Source organism: Lentzea sp. CA-135723 (assembly GCF_050936595.1).
GTDB lineage: Bacteria > Actinomycetota > Actinomycetes > Mycobacteriales > Pseudonocardiaceae > Lentzea.
This window is the reverse complement of record NZ_JBNJMK010000001.1, coordinates 6,475,156-6,490,086: the sequence shown is the minus strand read 5'-3', so window position 1 is coordinate 6,490,086 and position 14,931 is coordinate 6,475,156. Positions and strand designations below refer to the sequence as shown.

15 protein-coding genes are annotated in these 14,931 nt (G+C 69.9%); 7 read left to right on the top strand and 8 right to left on the bottom strand.

Annotation, left to right across the window (positions count from 1 at the left end):
• Positions 1-14 precede the first annotated feature (14 nt).
• The 3 genes from ACQEU1_RS30325 (at position 15) to ACQEU1_RS30315 (ending at position 3,024) form a co-directional block, all read left to right on the top strand.
• Positions 15-941: a DMT family transporter gene (locus tag ACQEU1_RS30325; protein WP_433208953.1), complete on the top strand. Its 927-nt coding sequence runs from the start codon at positions 15-17 to the stop codon at positions 939-941.
• 121 nt (positions 942-1,062) lie between these two features.
• Positions 1,063-1,482, top strand: coding sequence for an SsgA family sporulation/cell division regulator (locus ACQEU1_RS30320; protein WP_382445559.1), 420 nt, complete (start codon positions 1,063-1,065; stop codon positions 1,480-1,482).
• Positions 1,483-1,734: 252 nt separating this feature from the next.
• The gene (locus ACQEU1_RS30315) at positions 1,735-3,024 is read left to right on the top strand and encodes a serine/threonine-protein kinase (RefSeq protein WP_433208950.1); all 1,290 of its coding nucleotides are present in this window, start codon (positions 1,735-1,737) and stop codon (positions 3,022-3,024) included.
• Here ACQEU1_RS30315 and ACQEU1_RS30310 read toward each other — a convergent pair.
• From ACQEU1_RS30310 to ACQEU1_RS30300, 3 genes are read right to left on the bottom strand one after another with little or no spacing between them, the layout of a single operon-like run.
• Entirely contained in the window at positions 3,017-3,598 is a 582-nt protein-coding gene (locus ACQEU1_RS30310) for a hypothetical protein (RefSeq protein WP_433208947.1), read from the bottom strand. The two genes, ACQEU1_RS30315 and ACQEU1_RS30310, sit on opposite strands and share 8 nt — an antisense overlap.
• A 6-nt stretch (positions 3,599-3,604) precedes the next feature.
• Positions 3,605-4,255 (bottom strand): response regulator, encoded by a 651-nt coding sequence (locus ACQEU1_RS30305; RefSeq protein ID WP_382445556.1) that lies wholly within the window; start codon positions 4,253-4,255, stop codon positions 3,605-3,607.
• Positions 4,252-5,421: an ATP-binding protein gene (locus tag ACQEU1_RS30300; RefSeq protein WP_433211864.1), complete on the bottom strand. Its 1,170-nt coding sequence runs from the start codon at positions 5,419-5,421 to the stop codon at positions 4,252-4,254. The genes ACQEU1_RS30305 and ACQEU1_RS30300 overlap by 4 nt, the downstream gene beginning before the upstream one ends.
• Before the next feature lie 132 nt (positions 5,422-5,553).
• Between ACQEU1_RS30300 and ACQEU1_RS30295 the strand changes: the two genes are divergently transcribed.
• Together ACQEU1_RS30295 and ACQEU1_RS30290 are read left to right on the top strand one after the other, a co-directional pair.
• Entirely contained in the window at positions 5,554-6,735 is a 1,182-nt protein-coding gene (locus ACQEU1_RS30295; RefSeq protein ID WP_433208943.1) for a PspC domain-containing protein, read from the top strand.
• Positions 6,728-6,922: a hypothetical protein gene (locus tag ACQEU1_RS30290; protein ID WP_433208940.1), complete on the top strand. Its 195-nt coding sequence runs from the start codon at positions 6,728-6,730 to the stop codon at positions 6,920-6,922. The genes ACQEU1_RS30295 and ACQEU1_RS30290 overlap by 8 nt, the downstream gene beginning before the upstream one ends.
• A 47-nt stretch (positions 6,923-6,969) precedes the next feature.
• Here ACQEU1_RS30290 and ACQEU1_RS30285 read toward each other — a convergent pair whose 3' ends face one another.
• The gene (locus ACQEU1_RS30285; protein ID WP_433208937.1) at positions 6,970-7,179 is read right to left on the bottom strand and encodes a hypothetical protein; all 210 of its coding nucleotides are present in this window, start codon (positions 7,177-7,179) and stop codon (positions 6,970-6,972) included.
• A 65-nt stretch (positions 7,180-7,244) separates the two neighbouring features.
• On the bottom strand, positions 7,245-8,804 hold the full coding sequence (gene guaA / locus ACQEU1_RS30280; RefSeq protein ID WP_433208934.1) for a glutamine-hydrolyzing GMP synthase: 1,560 nt from the start codon (positions 8,802-8,804) through the stop codon (positions 7,245-7,247).
• A 19-nt stretch (positions 8,805-8,823) separates the two neighbouring features.
• On the opposite strand from guaA, the gene ACQEU1_RS30275 reads away from it, so the two are divergent.
• Both ACQEU1_RS30275 and ACQEU1_RS30270 read left to right on the top strand, forming a co-directional pair.
• On the top strand, positions 8,824-9,525 hold the full coding sequence (locus ACQEU1_RS30275; protein ID WP_433208931.1) for an aminoglycoside phosphotransferase family protein: 702 nt from the start codon (positions 8,824-8,826) through the stop codon (positions 9,523-9,525).
• A 44-nt stretch (positions 9,526-9,569) separates the two neighbouring features.
• Complete coding sequence (locus ACQEU1_RS30270; protein ID WP_433208928.1) at positions 9,570-11,015, top strand: aldehyde dehydrogenase family protein; 1,446 nt, start codon at positions 9,570-9,572, stop codon at positions 11,013-11,015.
• Here ACQEU1_RS30270 and ACQEU1_RS30265 read toward each other — a convergent pair.
• Genes ACQEU1_RS30265 through ACQEU1_RS30255 form a run of 3 tightly spaced genes read right to left on the bottom strand, consistent with a single transcriptional unit; the run spans position 11,006 to position 14,904 of the window.
• The gene (locus ACQEU1_RS30265; protein ID WP_433208925.1) at positions 11,006-12,259 is read right to left on the bottom strand and encodes an FAD-dependent monooxygenase; all 1,254 of its coding nucleotides are present in this window, start codon (positions 12,257-12,259) and stop codon (positions 11,006-11,008) included. The two genes, ACQEU1_RS30270 and ACQEU1_RS30265, sit on opposite strands and share 10 nt — an antisense overlap.
• Positions 12,256-13,215: an MBL fold metallo-hydrolase gene (locus tag ACQEU1_RS30260; RefSeq protein WP_433208922.1), complete on the bottom strand. Its 960-nt coding sequence runs from the start codon at positions 13,213-13,215 to the stop codon at positions 12,256-12,258. The genes ACQEU1_RS30265 and ACQEU1_RS30260 overlap by 4 nt, the downstream gene beginning before the upstream one ends.
• A 12-nt stretch (positions 13,216-13,227) precedes the next feature.
• Complete coding sequence (locus tag ACQEU1_RS30255; protein ID WP_433208919.1) at positions 13,228-14,904, bottom strand: FAD-dependent oxidoreductase; 1,677 nt, start codon at positions 14,902-14,904, stop codon at positions 13,228-13,230.
• Between the last annotated feature and the right edge of the window lie 27 nt (positions 14,905-14,931).

Here is a 14,931-nt window from a genome sequence, read left to right as displayed (position 1 = left end):
CGCATGGTGGACGGGTGAACCAACGCGGAACGTTGATCAGGATGGGCGTGCTCGCCCTGCTGTGGGGGTCGAGCTTCCTGTGGATGAAGCTCGCGCTCGGCTCGCTCGCGCCCATGCAGATCTCGCTCGTGCGGACGTTCTTCGGGGCGCTCGTGCTGTTCGTCGTGCTCGCGATCGCCAAGATGACGTTGCCGCGCGACCGCAGGATCTGGGGCCACATGCTCTTCGTGGCGCTGTTCGGCAGCGCCATCCCGTTCACGCTCTTCGCGTTCGGCGGCCAGACCGTCGACTCGGGCGTCTCCGGCGTGCTGAACTCCACGACCCCGCTGTTCGCGCTGGCCATCGGCCTCGTGCTGGGGTCGGAGAAGATCAGCAACCTGGTTCGGATGCTCGGTCTCGGACTCGGCTTCGCGGGCGTGCTGCTGATCTTCGCGCCGTGGCAGTCGGCCAACAGCATCGCGAGCTGGGGTGCCGTGCTGTGCCTCATCGGCGCCGCGAGCTACGCGATCGGCTACTCCTACGCCGGCCGCTACCTGGTCAACACGGGTGCGACCTCGACGCAGCTCGCCGCGATGCAGCTGACCACCGCGATGGGGATGCTGATCCTCGCGCTGCCGTTCGGGGGCCTGCAGCCGCTGCACCTGCACTGGATCGGCGTGGTCGCGGTGACGATCCTGGGCGTCTTCGGCACCGGCGTCGCGTTCATCCTCAACTACCGCGTCATCGCCGACGAGGGAGCCACCACGGCGACTACGGTCGGTTACCTTCTGCCCGTGGTTTCAGTACTCCTTGGAGCGATCTTCCTCGGAGAGCAACTGAACGCAAGGGTCGTCGCCGGCATGCTGGTGGTCCTGCTGGGCGTCGCGCTGACCCGTCGGCAGCCCGTCTCGGCTGGTCAGACCGTCTCACCAAACGAGACGCGCGACCTGGTCAAACGCTGAAGGGTGAGACGCACGTCTCCCCCAATAGGATGGTTCCGAGACGAATCGCGTCCTTGTCGAGCTGGTTGGCCGTCTCCTCTTTGTGAGCGGACATGGAGACCAGCCTGGGAAGGACATCGACATGAACAACGAAAACCTGAAGGTCACCACCCGGACGACTTTTCAGCTCCTCGCCCCCGGAGCGGCCCCGGCCCCCGTCGAGGCCGAGCTCGTCTACGACCCGGAGGACCCGTACGCCGTCGCCGTCGTCTTCTTCACCGGCTCCGGCCGCGTCGAGTGGATGTTCGCCCGCGACCTGCTGGCCGACGGCCTGCTGACGCCGTCCGGTGAGGGCGACATCCTGGTCCGCCCGGCCTCCGACGACCCCGAGCGCGTCCTGGTCGAGCTGAACGCGCCCACCGGGTTCGCCATCCTCAGCGCCGTCGCCGAGGACGTGGCGGAGTTCCTGGACAGCTCGTACGACGTCGTCCAGCCGGGCGAGGAGGACCTGTGGATCGACTTCGACCGCGAGCTGCAGAAGCTGGTGTCGACGATCGACTAGTCCCTCTCGGTGGTCAGCAGGGCGCGGGACGAGGTGCCGGCACGCGGGGCAGCGTGGCCGATCAGCTCGTCACCTCCAGACCACCGCGGTGAGTGCCGGACGCCGTGGGCAGCGGCGGAGGGCACGTCTCAACAGGTCCGGGCGAGTCACAGCAGCGAGTCCCCACCGGTGAACTCGGCTCGGAGCGATCTGCACCACCCCTTGGGCAGGGAACCGGGGATGCTCGTCTCCGCGATTGATTAGTCTCAGGGTGTGACAACCATCGGGGGCCGCTACACGCTGATCGAGCGCATCGGCAGCGGAGCGATGGGCGTCGTGTGGCGTGCACGGGACGAGGTCCTGGCCCGCGAGGTCGCCGTCAAGCAGCTCGTGACGGGCGATCACCAGCGGGCGATGCGGGAGGCGCGCAACGCCGCCCGGCTGCACCACCAGCACGCGATCGCGGTGTTCGACGTCGTGGGCAGCGACGACGAAGAGCCGTTCATCGTCATGGAGTACCTGGCCTCGCACAGTCTGTCGGCGCTGATCGCCGAACGCGGGCCGCTCAAGCCGGCTCAGGCGGCGAGCATCGGGGCCAAGGTCGCCTCGGCCCTCGCGGCGGCGCACGCGGCGGGGCTCGTACATCGCGACATCAAGCCGGGCAACGTCCTGATCGGCCACGACGGCACGGTCAAGATCACCGACTTCGGCATCTCCAAGGCCACCGGCGACGGCACGATGACCGACACCGGCATGATCTCCGGCACGCCCGCGTACCTGGCGCCCGAGGTGGCGCGCGGGGAGCAGCCGGACGAGGCGTCCGACGTGTTCTCGCTCGGCGCCACCATCTACACGGCGATCGAGGGCGAGTCGGTCTTCGGGCCGAGCGACAACAGCTTCGGCCTCATCTACCGGGCGGCGAGCGGGCAGCTGCGCGACCCGAAGAGCGCGGGCGAGCTCACGCCGTTGCTGATGAGGCTGCTCTCGCAGGACTCGAAGGACCGGCCCACGGCGCAGGAGGCTGCCGACCTGCTGGGCGCCGAACCGCAGCCCTCGCAGCCGTTGCAGATCCCGCCGCGGCAACGCAGGCTCAAGCCCCCGAACCGCCGGATCCTGATCATCCTGGCGGTCATCGCGCTGCTGGGGATCGGCGGTGGCGCGGCGGCCGCGTACTGGGGTGGCACCGGCGGCGACGAGACCCCGGTCAACCAGGGCCAGTTCGACCAGCCGGAACAGCCCCGCTACTTCACCGCGGGCGAAGCGGCCGGGTTCGTGGTCGAGCACTACGGCAAGCTCCCCGAAGACCCCGAGACGGCGTGGCAGAACCTCTACGAGCGGGCCACCGAGCCGATCGAGAAGTACGTGGCCCGGTGGAGGGGCTACTCCTCGGTCAAGTGCACCCTGTCGTCGATTCCCGTCCGTTCGCACGGGCCGAACTGGGTGGTGACGTTCGACCTGGCGTTGCAGACGGATCTGGGCGAGCAGAAGACCGGCGTCTACGAGGCAGAGGTCGCCGCCGTCAACAACGCCATGAAGATCACCAGCATCACCCAGATCAGGTGAGCAGCCAGAACACCCCGCCGCCGACGACCACGCCCATCACGGACCCGGCCAGCACCTGACCCGTCGTGTGGTCACCGAGCTCGACGCGTGACCAGGACACCAGCGCCGCCGGCAACGCCAGCAGCAGCCACCACGGGCCGTGGACGATCGCCAGCGTCACGACGGCGGCCCACGCCACGGCCGCGTGCAGCGAGATCTTCCACTTCAGCCCGAACGTGATCGCCATGCTGACGACCAGCGAGGCGAACATGCTGCCCGCCAGCGCGAGCATCGACCTGGGGGCGTCGCCCAGGACCATGATCACCGTGCCGGCCGCCAGCGACGCACCGGCCGTGACCAGCGGAACCAGCCGGCCCTCGCGGTTCGTGACGTGGTGGCCGTCCCACTTGCCCTTGCGCGCACCACGCACGATGACGGCCATGGGGATGACGGACGCCGTCAAGGCGACCACGAACCCCCACAGCAGCGTCTTCCACACGTTCTCCGTCGCCGCAGCCACGGCGAACGGCAGCAAGATCACCCAGACCCACGGCGCCAGCACCTCGGTGGCACCGCGGGCGACCCTTTTGACCAAAGCCCCTCAGACCAGTCTGCGATCCGTGGCCCAGCGGGAGAGCTCGTACCGGTTGGAGAGCTGGGTCTTCCGCAGGACGCTCGACACGTGCGTCTCCACCGTCTTCACGCTGATGAACAGCTCGGACGCGATTTCCTTGTAAGCGTAGCCACGGGCGAGCAGCCGCAAGACGTCGCGTTCGCGCGGTGTGAGCAGGTCGAGCTCGGGGTCGCTGATCGGCGCGGCACCCGGCCGGTCGGCGAACGCGTCCAGCACGAACCCGGCGAGCCGCGGCGAGAACACCGCGTCGCCCTCCGACACCCGCACGACCGCCCTGACCAGCTCCTGGCTGGAGATCGTCTTGGTGACGTAGCCGCGCGCACCGGCACGGATGACGTTGATGACGTCCTCGGCGGCGTCGGAGACCGACAGGGCGAGGAACGTGACCTCGGGGATCTTGGTGCGGATCTGGCGCAGCACCTCGGCGCCGCCGCCGTCGGGCATGTGCACGTCCAGCAGCACGACGTCCGGCTTGAGGTGGGAGATGCCCGCGACCGCCTCGCCCACGCCGCCTGCCTCGCCGACCACCTCGATCTCCTCGGTGATCGTGTCGAGCTCCGCCTTCACCCCGGCGCGGAACAACGCGTGGTCGTCCACCAGGAACACCCTCACGCTCACGTCCTGGCCTCCTGCTTCCTCGGCATCTCGAGCTGCACCTCGGTCCCCTCTCCCGGAGCCGTGCGCAGTCGCACCTCCCCGCCGTGCCTCGTCATTCTCCCCCGGATGCTGCCCGCGAGGCCATGCCGGTCCTCCGGCACGGCCTCGGGGTCGAACCCCTTGCCCCGGTCGCGCACGAAGACCGTCACCTTGTCCGGCTCGACCTCGGCGTAGACGCTCACCTCGCCCACCCCCGCGTGCTTGGCGGCGTTGACCATCGCCTCCTTCGAGGCCTGGACCAGCGCGAACATCCCGTCCTCCAGCTCGCAGTCCCCGACCACGACCTGCGAGACGGCGATGGCGAAGTCGTCCTCCACCTCCGCGCACACCTGGGCGATCGCGACGCTCATGGAGTGCGGCTGCTCGCCCACCTCGCGGCCGTAGAGCCAGCTGCGCAGCTCGCGTTCCTGGCCGCGGGCCAGGCGCTTCACCTCGCGCGGCGACTCGGACTGCTTCTGGATCAGGGCGAGCGTCTGCAGCACCGAGTCGTGCAGGTGGGCGGCGATCTCGGCGCGTTCCTCGGTGCGGATGCGCGCACGGCGTTCCGAGTCGAGGTCGCGCACCAGTCGCATCCACAGCGGCACGGTCAGCACGGCCACGCCGACCAGCGTCGCGATCACCGAGAGGAACACCGTCGAGAGGTTCTGGACGGTGTCGTTCACCACGAGGAACGCGGCGACCCCCGCCACGACCAGCGCGCCGCCCGCCACCGTCCGCACGATCCCCGCCTTGCCCTGCGCGAACGCACCGTCCTTCCAACGGCGGCGCTGCGCCTCGTCGGCCTCGCGCCACACGACCGCGGCGCCCACGAGTGCGACGGCGATCGGCCCGGTGATCCACCCGCTCCACGCTCCCCCGAGCAGGCCGGTGAACACCGCGACGCCGATGCCGAGAGCGGCGAGGCCGACGGCCTGCTGCCACTCCTTGCGGTCCTTGTCGGTCTCCGGTTCCGCCACCGCCGACTGCGGGACGAACATCCACAGCAACGCGTAGGCGATGATCCCGACCCCGCTGAACGCCGCGAAGACGGCGAACACCGCGCGCACCCAGAAGACGGGTGCGCCCAGGTGGTCGGCCAGCCCGCTCGCGACGCCCGCGACCACCCGGCCGGTGCGCCGGCGACGCATCGGCTCAATCCGTGCACTCACCACCTGATCGTCACACGTCGTGCCCGGTTGTTCATCAGGGATGACCCCGGTTCCCTGAATCAGGGCTGGTCCCTGATGTGGTTTTCGGCCTGGCAGCGCAAGGTTGTCGTCGTGAGCGGGACTGAGAAGGCAATGCAGGGCGTGGCGGACACGCTCAGAGAGTTCTGGGCGCACCGTCCGGTGCGGCCCCGTGCAGGGCGCAAGCTCGGAGGCGTCGCCACCGGGATCGCCCTGCGCTTCCAGATCGACCCGGTGATCGTCAGGATCGCGTTCGTCGCGCTGGCCCTGTCGGGTGGCGTCGGCCTGCCGCTGTACCTCGCGGGCTGGCTGCTGCTGCCGGAGGAGGGCGACCAGGTGTCGCCGCTGGAGTCGTTGCTGCACAAGGGACAGAGCTCGGCCTCGCCCACGACGACGGTGTTCGTCGGCATCCTGATGTTCCCGGCGTTCGCGTTCGTGTTCGGGAGCAACAGCGGGTTCCAGGTCTTCGTGACGCTGGCCGCCGCGGTCGCGTGCGTCTACCTGCTGCAGAAGAACCGCGGGCACCTGCAGCCTGCCGCCGCGCTGCCGGACCAGCCGACGGTGGCGACCCCGCCGGTGCCGGGCGCACCGGCCTGGGACCCGCTGGGCGCGGCCCCGTTCGCCTGGGACCTGCCCGAACCGGCACCCAAGCCGCAGCCGCCGACCCCACGTCCGCGCAAGTCGCGCATCGGCGCCACGACCCTGGGCGTCGCGACCCTGACCGTGGCGGCGTCCGCGATCCTGGGCGCGTGGGTGCCGTGGTTCACCGTGGCGCACACGATCGGCCTGGTGCTCGGCGTGCTCGCCGCGGGCCTGCTGATCGGCTCGTTCGCCGGCGGCGGCCGGAGCCTGATCTGGCTGATGATCCCGCTGTCCGTCGTCGGCTTCGGCCTGACCGCCGTCGACTTCGACGGCGAGACCCGCATCAGCAGCTTCGACGAGAAGCCGCAGAGCCTGACCGACGTGCGGGACCGCTACGAGACGAGCGTGGGCAGCGTCCAGCTCGACCTGCGCGACCTGCCGGACTCCGGTTCGGTGAAGACGGCGATCAACGTGGAGCTCGGCGAGGCCGTCGTCCGGGTGCCGCGCGACGCCGACGTGACGTTCAGGTGCGAGGCGTCGTCCATCGGCGAGCTCGACTGCCTCGGCAAGCGCGCGGAGGGCAGCAGCGTGGCCGTGGACGGCCGCGACCTCGGCGACAACGGCGAGGGTGGACTGAAGATCGATCTCGACGTGCGGTCGGCCGTCGGAGAGGTGAGGGTGCTCCGTGACTGAGCAGGGGATGCGGCGGCGGATCGACCCGCTGACGCTGGTCTTCGGGATCGGCGGCGGGCTGATGGCGGCCTACGTGCTGAGCGACGGGTCTTTCTGGTTCGACTTCCGGTGGGCGCTGGGAGGGACGGCCATCGTGGTCGGGCTGGTGCTGCTGACGAACTCGATCAGACGCAAGACCCGCGAATGAGAAAGGGCCCCCGGGAAACCGGGGGCCCTTTCGGCTTTCCAGCGATGTCAGCGGGTGTGGCGGTGGAACACGCCGTCGTCGAACGTCAGCCACGCGCCTTCGCCGGCCGGGATCACGCCGTACGCGTCCGGTGTGTGTGCGTCGAACGTGCCCAGGTGTGCGCCCGTGCGCACGTCGATCAGCACATCAGCGCCGTCGGGGTGGACGTGGTGCGCCGCGCCGTGGCCCGCGGTCTCCAGCTCGGCGCTCGCGAGCACCCCGCACGGTAGCCGAGCGGCAAGCGAAAAGGCCCCCGGTTCCCCAGGGGCCTCTCCTCACGTCTTCACTCCCACTCGATGGTGCCCGGCGGCTTCGACGTCACGTCGAGCACCACGCGGTTGACCTCCGCCACCTCGTTGGTGATCCGGGTCGAGATCCGCTCCAGCACCTCGTACGGCAGGCGCGTCCAGTCCGCCGTCATGGCGTCCTCGGACGACACCGGGCGCAGCACGATCGGGTGGCCGTAGGTGCGGCCGTCGCCCTGCACGCCGACGCTGCGCACGTCCGCCAGCAGCACGACCGGGCACTGCCAGATGGTGCGGTCGAGGCCTGCCGCGGTGAGCTCCTCGCGGGCGATGGCGTCTGCCTGGCGGAGGGTGTCGAGGCGGTCCTGGGTGACCTCGCCGATGATGCGGATGCCGAGGCCCGGGCCGGGGAACGGCTGGCGCTGCACGATGGTCTCCGGCAGGCCCAGTTCGGTGCCGACGCGGCGGACCTCGTCCTTGAAGAGCGCGCGGAGCGGCTCGACCAGTTCGAACTGCAGGTCGTCCGGGAGGCCGCCGACGTTGTGGTGCGACTTGATGTTCGCGGTGCCGGTGCCGCCGCCGGACTCGACCACGTCCGGGTAGAGCGTGCCCTGGACGAGGAAGTTGTAGTCGCCCTCGGCCTTCAGGTCGCGCTCTGCCTGTTCGAAGACGCGGATGAACTCGCGGCCGATGATCTTGCGCTTCTCCTCCGGGTCCGTGACGCCGGCCAGGGCGTTCAGGAAGCGCTCGCGGGCGTCGACGGTGACCAGGCGGATGCCGGTGGCGGCCACGTAGTCGCGTTCGACCTGGGCGCGCTCGCCGGACCTCAGCAGGCCGTGGTCCACGAAGACGCACGTGAGGCGGTCGCCGATGGCGCGCTGGACCAGGGCCGCGGCGACGGCCGAGTCGACGCCGCCGGACAGGCCGCAGATCGCCTTGCCGTCACCGATCTGCTCGCGGATGCGGGAGACCTGTTCGTCCACGATGGACGACGTGGTCCACTGCGGACGGATGCCCGCGATGTCGTGCAGGAACCGGCGCAGCACCTCCTGGCCGTGCGGCGAGTGGTGCACCTCGGGGTGGTACTGGACGCCGGCGAAGCGGCGTTCGGTGTCCTCGAACGCGGCGACGGGCGCGCCCTCGCTCGTCGCGGTGACGGTGAAGCCCTCGGGCGCCTTCGTGACGGCGTCGCCGTGGCTCATCCACACCGGGTGGCTGGCCGGGAGCTCCTGGTGCAGCGCGCCGCCCTCGGTCGGGACGCTCAGGTCCGTGCGGCCGTACTCGCGGGTGCCGGTCTGCTCCACCGCGCCACCGAGTGCGCTCGCCATCGCCTGGAAGCCGTAGCAGATGCCGAAGACCGGGACGCCGGCCTCGAACAGCTTCGGGTCGACCTGCGGGGCGTTCTCGGCGTAGACGCTCGACGGGCCACCGGACAGAACGATGGCCAGGGGGTTCTTGTCGAGCATCTCGCTCACGGTCGCCGTGTGCGGGACGACCTCGGAGTAGACCTGGGCCTCGCGGACGCGGCGGGCGATCAGCTGCGCGTACTGGGCGCCGAAGTCGACGACGAGAACAGGGCGGTTGCTGGTGTCGGACACGTCGCCAAGGATCTCATGCGTGGACGGTGAACTGCTGACCGGTGGCGGGCTGAACCAGGTGTTCAGGGTGGGTGAGGCGGTGCGCAGGCCGGCCGGGCCGTGGGCGCCGCGGGTGCACGAGTTGTTGCACCACTTGGCACCGCTGGGGATCGCGCCGGTTCCGCTCGGGCTGGATCCCGAGCACGAGCTGCTGAGCTACCTGCCGGGTGAGGTTGGCCACGTGCCACCTCCGGACGACGCCGCGCTGATCGCCTCGGCGCAGCTGCTGCGGCGCCTGCACGACGAGACGATCCGTTTCGTCTCGTTGCGCGACGGCTGGCAGTTCCCAGCCCGCGAGCCCGCCGAGGTGCTGCTGCACGGTGATTTCGCGCCGTACAACATCGTGTTCGACCAAGGGCTGCCCGTCGGCGTCTTCGACTGGGACGCCGCGCACCCAGGTCCGCGCTGGTGGGACGTGAGCTGGGCGTTGATCCAGTTCGTGCTGGCACTGCCGGACGACCGGGAACGACGCACACGGCTGTTCTGCGAGACGTATGGGATCAGCTACGACCCTGAGCACGTGCTGATCAGGCTGGACGACATGATCCGGACGATTCGCGAGCATCCGGCGTTCACACTTCAACGCGCGGAAAAGCATGACGACTACTACCTGGGACTCGTCGGTTCGGTGCCTGAAATCGGCGAAGCCCATTTCAGGCACCGAACCGACCCCATCTTCTAGGAGTGTGTGCGTACGTGCAGGCCAGTAGGGCTTAACGTGGGCTCATGGACGCGTTCACGCCGCAACCCAGGCCGTGCTGGGTCGCCGGCCGCCCCGAGCAGGGCGAGCAGGCGTTAGAGGTTCTCCACCCGTTCGACGGCACCGAGGTCGCCTCGGTCGCCGTGCCGGGCAGAGATCAGGTGGAACGTGCGATCGCCGCGGCCGCGTCCGTGGCGAAGGAGTTCCGGCGCACACCCGCCCACGTGCGGGCCGAGGCGTTGCTCCAGGTCTCGCGGACGCTCGCCGAACGCGAGGAGGAGATCGCCGAGACGATCACCGCCGAGAACGGCAAGCCGCTGAAGTGGGCCGAGATCGAGGTGAAGCGCGCGGTCAACACGTTCCGGTTCGCCGCGGAGGAGGCGCGCCGGTTCACCGGTGGGCTGCAGCGGCTCGACACCGACGCCGGTGGCGAGGGGCGGATGGCGATCGTCCGGCACGTGCCGCGCGGGCCGGTGCTCGCGGTGGCGCCGTTCAACTTCCCGCTGAACCTGGTGGCGCACAAGGTCGCGCCGGCGCTCGCGGTGGGTGCGCCGGTGATCGTGAAGCCCGCTTCGGCGACACCGCTGTCCGCGTTGCTGCTGGGCGAGATCCTGGCCGAGACCGGGCTGCCGGAGGGCGCGTTCTCGATCCTTCCCGTGCGCGGCAAGGACATGGAGGCGCTGGTCACCGACGAACGGCTGCCGGTCATCTCGTTCACCGGGTCGACGAAGGTCGGCTGGTCGTTGATGGAGGCCGCGCCGCGCAAGCACGTCGTGATGGAGCTGGGGTCCAACGCGGCCGCGCTCGTCTGTCCTGATTGGACGGACCTGGACCACGCGGCGCAGCGCATCGCGACGTTCGGCAACTACCAGGCCGGGCAGTCGTGCATCGCCGTGCAACGGGTGATCGTCGACCGCTCGCTCGCGGACGAGTTCGTGCCGAAGCTGGTGGCGGCTGTGAGCGCGCTGAAGACCGGCGACCCGCACGACCCCGAGGTCGAGGTCGGGCCGTTGATCGACGAGGACAACGCGCGCCGCGTCGAGGAGTGGGTGCACATGGCCACCGACGTCGGTGCGCGCGTCCTCGTCGGCGGCAAGCGGACCGGCGCGACCGTCGAACCGACCGTGCTCGTCGACGTGCCCAGGACCGCGAAGGTGTGGACCGAGGAGATCTTCGGGCCGGTGCTCGTCGTGTCGGTCGCGGACGGCGTGCAGGACGCGTTCGAGCAGGCCAACGACACCAAGTACGGCTTGCAGGCCGGGGTGTTCACGCGGGACGTGCAGGTGGCGTTCGAGGCGGCCGCGGAGCTCGAGGTCGGTGGCGTGATCATCGGCGACGTGCCGTCGTACCGGGCCGACCAGATGCCGTACGGCGGTGTGAAGGGCTCGGGCACCGGACGCGAGGGCGTGCGATCGGCGATGGAGGACTTCACCGAGGAACGCGTGACGGTCCTGACGGGCATTCAGCTGTAGCCCAGGGCTTTCCGCAGCACGCGGTCGTCATCCGGCCCGGCGACGTGACCGTCGGGCCGGATGAGGCGGCCGTCCACGACTGTGAAACCCGGTCCGGCGGTGCGTGATCCGGCGACGAGCTCACCGCCGTCGGTCGTCAGCGGCGAGCCGGCGTACGCGAACGGCGTGAAGAGCTTGCCGGAGTCGATGCCCTCGCCGGAGTTCAAAGCCTTCTCCCTGTGCGCACGCTCTTCCGGCGTGCCCGGGACGAGGAACCGCATGGTGTCGCCGGTGATCCGCAGGTTCTCGTCGGCGGCGGCACCGCGTTCGGCGTCGTAGGACGCCAGCAGCCCCGGACCCGCCTCGCCGCGGCGGTCGGCGGCGATCTTCCAGGCGGCGTTGTCGGCGTCGCAGATGCCGGAGTTCAGGCCGCGCGCGCCGAACGGGCTCATCACGTGCGCGGCATCCCCTGCCAGCAACACCCTGCCGTCGCGGAACCTCGACGCCCGGCGCTGGTGGAAGCGGTACGTGGACTGCCAGACGACCTCGTACGGCCGGTCGCCGACGATCGCGCGGATGTGCGCGTCGGTGAGCCGGACGTCCTCCGCCACCTGCCAGTCGATCCGCCACACACCGCCCGGTTGTGGGTGCAGGAGCACCTGACGGCCGGGATTCCAGGGCGGGTCGAAGTGGAAACGGCGTTCCGGGGCCGAGAAGTCCAGCTCGACTCGGACGTCGGCGATGATGAACCGGTCGTCGAACGAGAAGCCCTCGAACGGGATGTCCAACAGCTCCCGCACCTTCGAGTGCGCGCCATCCGCCGCGATGCAGTGCGTGGCGCGAATTCCGTCCCGTGTGGACACTCCTTCGTCGTCCTGGGTCAAGGATTCCAAGGCGTGGCCGTAGCGGAGCTCGATCAACGGTTCGGCGCGCACGCGGTCTTCGAGGAGCTGCTCCACCACGGTCTGCGGGGTGTTCACGAACGGCGGGAAGCCCGGCGCCTCCGGGAACGTCAGGGTCAGGACCTCGCGGTCGCGGTGGTAGGTGCGGCCGGTGTACCAGGTGATCCCGGCGTCGGCGACGGCCTGGCCCACGCCGACCCGTTCGAGGATCTCCAGGACGTCGCGCTGCACGCAGATCGACCGGCTGCCGGCGCGGTCGCGCCGCTCGGCGGCCTCCAGCACGACGCTGGGCACGCCGGCCCGCGCGAGGAACAGGGCCGCGGTGAGGCCGACCGGTCCGGCGCCGACGACCAGGACGGTCATTGCAGGGCGTTCCAGACGGCGCGGTCGCGTTCGGCGGTCCAGATCTCCGGCCAGTCCCTGCCGTCGCACTCGTCCCAGTAGCGCTTCACGTCGAACGGCAGGCAGTGCTCGAAGATCGGCCACCGCCCGTAGCGGCCGACGAGGGCTTCGTGCGCCTGCCGGAACGCCTCCTTGAGCGTGCCGCCCTCGGCGTGCACGCCACCGACCGTGCGGCGCAGCTCGTTGAGGAAGTGCCGGCTCTGGTTGATGGCGGCCTCGACCTCCATGCGGTCGCGCGCCACCTTGCCGCGCCCGCCGACCAGCACCTCTGCGCCCAGGTCCTCGATCTCGTCCAGGGTGGACGTCGCCCACTCGTCGTGGAACGCGTCGCCGGTGTAGAGCGCGGCCTGCGACTCGACCAGGTCGCCCGCGAACAGGATGCGTTGCTGCGGCAGCCACGCCACGATGTCGCCCGCCGTGTGACCGCGGCCGAGGAACTGCAGCACGAGGTCGCCGCGTTCGTCGCCGAGCGGGATCGTCATGCGGTCGGAGAACGTGAGCGTCGGCCAGGTGAGGCCGGGGATCTCCTCCGGCTGTTCGAAGAGTCGCGGCATGCGGCCGAACTCGCTCTCCCAGTCCTGCTGCCCGCGTTCGGCGATCAGCACGCGCGTCATCTCGTGCGCGACGATCTCCTGCGCCTCGAACGCGCTGGCGCCCAGCGTGCGCACGGCGTGGTAGTGGCTGAGCACGAGGTACCTGACCGGCTTCCTGGTGTGCTTGCGCAGCTGGGCGAGCCACCGGCGGGCGGCCGCCGGGGTCGCGCGCGCCTCGAAGCAGATCAGGAAGTCCTCGGCCTCGATGGCCGCGACGTTGGGGTCGCCTTCGGCGGTCAGGGTGTAGACGCCCTCGGCGAGCTCGACGAAGACCTCGTCCTTCGGGGCGAGGTCCGCGCTGGAGGCGAACGGCTTTTTGGCCATGCCTCCACCGTGTCAGGACGCCTTCACGATCGGCAACCGCAATGCGGCTGGAGCTTGATCGGGAACCGCCGGGTTCTTCGGCTTCGTCGGGTTGATCCTCTTGTACGGCTGGTCCTGGGCCGGCCGCTGGTCCTGCTCGCCCTTGTTGGGCCACAGCGAGAACGCCCGTTCGGCCTGCGCGGTGATGGTGAGGCTCGGGTTCACGCCGAGGTTGGCGCTGATCGCCGCACCGTCCACAACGGACAGTCCGGGGTAGTTGAAGACCCGGTGGTACGGGTCGATCACGCCCTGGCCCTCGTCCGCCGCGATCGCGCAGCCGCCGATGAAGTGCGCGGTCAGCGGGATGTTGAACAGCTCGCCCCAGGTTCCGCCGGCCATGCCGTCGATGTGCTTGGCGGCCAGCAGGTTCGCCTCGTGCCCGGCGGGGATGAACGCGGGGTTCGGCTCGCCGTGCCCCTGCCTGCTGGTGAGCTTGCCGCGCTTGAGGAACGTGGTGATGGAGTTGTCGAGGCTCTGCATGACCAGCAGGATCACGGTCCGCTCGCTCCACCGGTGCACGCTGAGCAGCCGCAGCAGCCGGAGCGGGTGCCGGACCGCCTGCTTGATGAACTGCAACCACCGCGGCGTGCTCAGCGCGCCGTCTGTGGCGAGGGTCTGCAGCATGCCCATGGCATTGCTGCCCTTGCCGTACCGCACGGGTTCGATGTGCGTGATCTCGTCGGGGTGGATGGAGCTCGTGATCGCGACGCCCTGCGTGTAGTCGGTCTTCGGGTCGACCGTGTACCGCGCGGCCCCGATGATCGACTCGGAGTTGGTGCGGGTGAGCTCGCCGAGCTTGCCGGAGATCTTCCGCAGCGTCGTGGCCTTCGCCCGGTGCAGCAGCTGCTGGGTGCCCCACGTGCCGGCGGCGATCACGACCTGGTCCGCCGTGAACTGCCGCGTCGCCTTCCCGCCGGTCATCTTCGTGTCGACGGTCCAGGTGCCGTTCGACTCGTTCAGCTGCGTGACCGTGGTCAGCGGGAAGACCTTCGCGCCGAGCTTCTCCGCCAGGTACAGGTAGTTCTTGACCAGCGTGTTCTTGGCCCCGACCCGGCACCCGGACATGCAGCTGCCGCACTCGGTGCAGCCCGTCCGCTCCGGCCCGGCGCCCCCGAAGAACGGGTCGGCGGCCTTCTGCCCCGGCTCACCGAAGAACACGCCGACGGGCGTCGGGTGGTAGCTGTCCTCGACGCCCATGTCCTTCGCGACCTTCTGCATGACGACGTCGCTCGGCGTCGTGGTCGGGTTCGTGACGACCCCCAGCATCCGGCTCGCCTGGTCGTAGAACGGCTCCAGCTCGTCCTGCCAGTCGGTGATGTGCGCCCACTGCCGGTCCTCGTAGAACGGCCTGAGCGGCCGGTACAGCGTGTTCGCGTAGACGAGGCTGCCGCCACCGACACCGGCGCCGGCCAGCACCATGACGTTGCGGAGGGTGTGGATGCGCTGGATGCCGAAGCACTTCAGCTGCGGCGCCCACAGGTAGCGGCGCAGATCCCAGCTGGTCTTCGCGAACTCGTCGTCGGCGAACCGGCGCCCCGCCTCCAGCACGGCGACGCGGTAGCCCTTCTCGGTCAGGCGGAGCGCGGCGACGCTGCCACCGAACCCGGAGCCGACGATGACGACATCGAAGTTACCGGCGAGTTCACCCATGAACCGGAGAGTAGGCGTTACTTCCGG